Here is a 3,759-nt window from a genome sequence, read left to right as displayed (position 1 = left end):
GCGGCCTCACGGGCGCTGCGCCGGACCACGCCGACACCGCCGGCCCCCAGCAGGGAGGCGACACCGATGTAGGTGGGGATGCGCAGCGCCCGTGAGGCCGCGCAGCTGGGGGCGTTCGGGATGCAGTCGCTGGCCTGCGGGGTGCTGGGCGAGTACCTGCTCGGCGTGTTCCGGCAGGTCCAGGGACGCCCGCCCTATCTCGTCATGGAACGCATCGACTCGGGCCACAGCCCGGCCCTGACAGGTTCGTCCACACACGTCGAGGAGCGCTCATGAACACACACGACAGGCAGAACGGCCGGGACACCGAGGTCCGGGCCGAGGTGACCGGCGACGGCGCCCCGGTCGAGATGACCGGTGATGCCGCCTCGGTCGAGGGGGCACGTGACGGCGTGCGGGACGCCGTGGTCGTCGGCGGCGGCTTCACCGGTCTGTCCGCCGCGCTGGAGCTGGCCGAGCGCGGCCACCGGGTGACGGTCCTGGAACAGGACGCGGAACTGGGCGGTCTGGCGGGCAGTTTCGACGTCGGCGGCGGCAAGCGCATCGAGCGCTTCTACCACCACTGGTTCGACTCGGACGAGGAGATCCTCGGCCTGTGCGACCGGCTGGGCATCGCGGACGCGGTCCGCCCGCACCTCACCCGCACCGGCATGTACTACGCCAACTCCATCTACCGGCTCTCCCGCCCCCTGGACCTGCTGCGTTTCGCGCCGCTGCCGCTCCTGGACCGGCTGCGGCTCGGCGTCATGGCGCTGCGCGCCGGCCGGGTCGACGACTGGCGGTCCCTGGAGCACCTCACCGCCAAGGAGTGGCTGATCTCGCTCGGCGGACGCAGGGTGTACGAGGTGGTGTGGCGGCCCCTGCTGGAGGGGAAGTTCGGCGCGTACGCCGACCAGGTCGGAGCGACCTGGATGTGGACCAAACTGCATCTGCGCGGCGGCAGCCGCACCAAGTCGGGCAGCGAGGTCCTGTACTACCTGCGGGGCGGCAGCGAGACCCTGGTGACCGCGCTGCACAAGCGCCTCGCCGAGCTGGGCGTGGAGATCCGCACCGGCACCGCCGTCGACTCGGTGCTCACGGACGACACCGGTGTGACGGGCGTGCGCACGAGCGGCGGCGACCTCCTGCCCGCCCGGCACGTACTGGTCACCACCGCGCCCGCGCTCGCGGCGGACCTCCTGGAACCCGAGGGCGCCGAGGGGCCGGCGGCACACCCCGCGCTCCCGGCCCTGGTGCGGCAGTTGCGCGGCATCCGCTACCTGGCGAACGTCTGCCTGGTCCTGGAGAACAACCGCAGGCTGTCCGACACGTACTGGCTGAACGTCAACGACCCGTCGTTCCCGTACGTCGGTGTGATCGAGCACACCAACATGGACGACCCCGCGCACTACGGCGGCCGCCACGTCGTCTACCTGTCCAAGTACCTGCCGGCCGACGCCGAGTTGTACCGGATGAGCGACGAGGAGGTCTTCGAGTACAGCCTGCCGCACCTGCGGAAGATGTTCCCCGGCTTCGACCGCTCCTGGGTCGACGCCCACCACGTCTGGCGCGCCGAGTACGCCCAGCCGGTGATCACCCCGGACTACACCCGCGCGATGCCGCCGCTGGAGACCCGGCTGGGCGGGCTGTACCTGGCGAGCATGGCGCAGGTCTTCCCGGAGGACCGGGGCACCAACTACGCCGTGCGCGAGGGCCGCAGGGCGGGCCGGCTGATCGCCGACCGGCTCCGCACCAGCCGGGCGGCGACACCGGCCGAGGAGGCGTCCCGTGCCTGAGCTGCTCACCCTCGACCAGGCCGAACGCCTCGACATCGACCAGGTCCACGACCTGTACGGCAAGTACGTCAGCCGCAGTCAGGTCTCCCTCATCGGCACCTTCGGCTTCGGCCGCGACCTCGTCGACAGTGCCCAGGGAGCCTGGATCCGGCTGCGCGACGGACGCCGGATCCTGGACTTCACCGGCGGTGTCGGCGTCCTCAACCACGGCCACAACCACCCCCGGATCCTCGGGGCCCGCGACCGCTTCCGCGAGGCGCGGCGCATGGAGGTCCACAAGAACTACCTGTCCCCGTACGTGGCCGCGCTCAGCCACAACCTCGCCGCGCTGCTCCCGGGCGATCTGAACATCTCGTACTTCCCCAACTCGGGCGGCGAGGCCGTGGAGGGCGCCCTGAAGCTGGCGTACAAGTACCACGAGGGCCGGCGCGGCACCGTCCTGCACACGGACATCGCCTTCCACGGCAAGCTGCTGGGCGCGGGCAGCATCACCGCGTCCCCGGAGATCCACTTCGCGTATCCGCGGCTGCCGGGCACGGACGCGTTCGCTTACGGGGACCTCGAGTCGTTCCGGCTGGCGCTGGAGCGGCACACCGACGGGCGGGGCCGCAGCGACGTCTACGCGGTCGTGCTGGAGCCGTTCAGCGCGTCCAGTCTGCGCGCCTGCTCGGCCGACTTCCTGTACGAGGTGCGGCGGTTGTGCACCGAGCGGGACATCGTGCTCGTCTTCGACGAGGTGTACACGGGCTGGGGCAAGACGGGTGAGCTGTTCCACTTCATGCACCACCCCGGCCTGGTGCCCGACGTGGTGACGACGTCGAAGTCGTTCGGCGGCGGCAAGTCGTCGATCTCCGGGTACATCGCGCGTGAGCCCGTCTTCCGCAAGGCGTACGACAATCTGCGCGACGCGACGCTGCACAGCACCACCTACTACGGCTTCGGCGAGGAGACCGCCACGGCGCTGGAGGCGGTGTCGGTCGCCGTCGAGGAGGACTTCCCGGGGCGCGCCCGCAAACTCGGCGAGGTCCTCGGCACGGGCCTCGCCGACCTCGCCGCCCGGCATCCGCACATGGTCGCGGGCACGGCGGGCCGGGGCGCGCTGCACGGCCTGTACCTGCGCCAGGGCCCCCGGCTGCCGGCGGCCGTGCGCGAGATGATCCCAGGACAACTGGCCAAGGATCCGCAGGCGTTCGCCAAGCTGCTCACGGGTGCGGTGATCGCCGCGCTCTACCGGGACCACGGCATCCTCACCTTCTTCGGCTCCAACCGGAGCATCGCGCTGATCGTGTCGCCACCGCTGGTGGCGGGCGAGGAGGAGGCGCGGATCTTCCTGGACGCCCTCGACACCGTGCTCGGGCAGGGCGCGCCCCGGCTGCTCGCGGACTTCGTCAAGGAGAAGGCGACCGCGGGAAGGGGGCCCCGATGAGCCGCGGGCCCCGGCTGCTGCGGTCCGCGCTGCGCTCCAGCGGACTGCGCTCGTACTGGTGGCGGCAGTACCCCTGTCTGCGTGAACCCGCCGCCCGGGCCGCGGCGGAGGCCCATGTCCTGGGCACGCTGCGGGCCCTGCCGCCGGCCCAGCGCGCCGGCTACGCGGCGGCCCTGCGCCTGCTGCCGCTGGCGTACCGGCTCGCGTCCGGCGGGCGGTCGCTGCGCGGCGCGACGGGCGAGGAGGGCCGCCGGGGCATGCGGGCCCTGTCCACGCTGCCCGGCTTCTCCGAGGTGGTCAGGTCGAGCACCGCGCTGGCACTGCTGGGCGCCCTCGACGGCCGTACGGGGGAAGCGGGAGAAGGGGGACGGCGATGAGGGCGATTCCGGGCAGGCGGCACCGCACCGTCGACGCGGACGTGGTCGTGATCGGGTCCGGCGCGGGCGGCAGCGTGGCCGCGCTCGAACTCGCGGCGGCGGGGCGGGAGGTGACGGTCCTGGAGGAGGGACCGCGCGCCGACACCGCGCGGCTCGCCGGGGCGAGCCCGGCCGAGAACAT

At 72.5% G+C, this 3,759-nt stretch carries 5 protein-coding genes; all 5 read left to right on the top strand.

The window, feature by feature from the left end:
* Positions 1 to 78 precede the first annotated feature (78 nt).
* Positions 79 to 276, top strand: coding sequence for a hypothetical protein (locus AOK23_RS40730; RefSeq protein ID WP_055717449.1), 198 nt, complete (start codon positions 79 to 81; stop codon positions 274 to 276).
* Positions 273 to 1,775 carry an NAD(P)/FAD-dependent oxidoreductase gene (locus AOK23_RS40725; RefSeq protein WP_206336427.1) on the top strand — a complete coding sequence of 501 codons (1,503 nt, stop codon included), beginning with the start codon at positions 273 to 275 and terminating at the stop codon, positions 1,773 to 1,775. Before AOK23_RS40730 ends, AOK23_RS40725 begins: the two co-directional genes overlap by 4 nt.
* Positions 1,768 to 3,201 carry an aspartate aminotransferase family protein gene (locus tag AOK23_RS40720; RefSeq protein ID WP_055717448.1) on the top strand — a complete coding sequence of 478 codons (1,434 nt, stop codon included), beginning with the start codon at positions 1,768 to 1,770 and terminating at the stop codon, positions 3,199 to 3,201. Before AOK23_RS40725 ends, AOK23_RS40720 begins: the two co-directional genes overlap by 8 nt.
* The gene (locus AOK23_RS40715; protein WP_055717447.1) at positions 3,198 to 3,578 is read left to right on the top strand and encodes a hypothetical protein; all 381 of its coding nucleotides are present in this window, start codon (positions 3,198 to 3,200) and stop codon (positions 3,576 to 3,578) included. The genes AOK23_RS40720 and AOK23_RS40715 overlap by 4 nt, the downstream gene beginning before the upstream one ends.
* Positions 3,575 to 3,759: FAD-dependent oxidoreductase (locus tag AOK23_RS40710; RefSeq protein WP_157878305.1), on the top strand; the 185-nt coding region annotated here is incomplete at its 3' end. The genes AOK23_RS40715 and AOK23_RS40710, both read left to right, overlap by 4 nt.

The organism is Streptomyces torulosus, from assembly GCF_001419765.1.
Taxonomy (GTDB): Bacteria; Actinomycetota; Actinomycetes; order Streptomycetales; family Streptomycetaceae; genus Streptomyces; species Streptomyces torulosus.
This window is presented reverse-complemented; position numbering and strand designations above follow the sequence as displayed.

Excerpts from the sequence above, each read along its gene's own strand:
- AOK23_RS40725 (WP_206336427.1), top strand. The coding sequence starts at position 273 with ATGAACACACACGACAGGCAGAACGGCCGGGACACCGAGGTCCGGGCC.
- AOK23_RS40715 (WP_055717447.1), top strand. The coding sequence starts at position 3,198 with ATGAGCCGCGGGCCCCGGCTGCTGCGGTCCGCGCTGCGCTCCAGCGGA.
- AOK23_RS40730 (WP_055717449.1), top strand. The coding sequence starts at position 79 with ATGCGCAGCGCCCGTGAGGCCGCGCAGCTGGGGGCGTTCGGGATGCAG.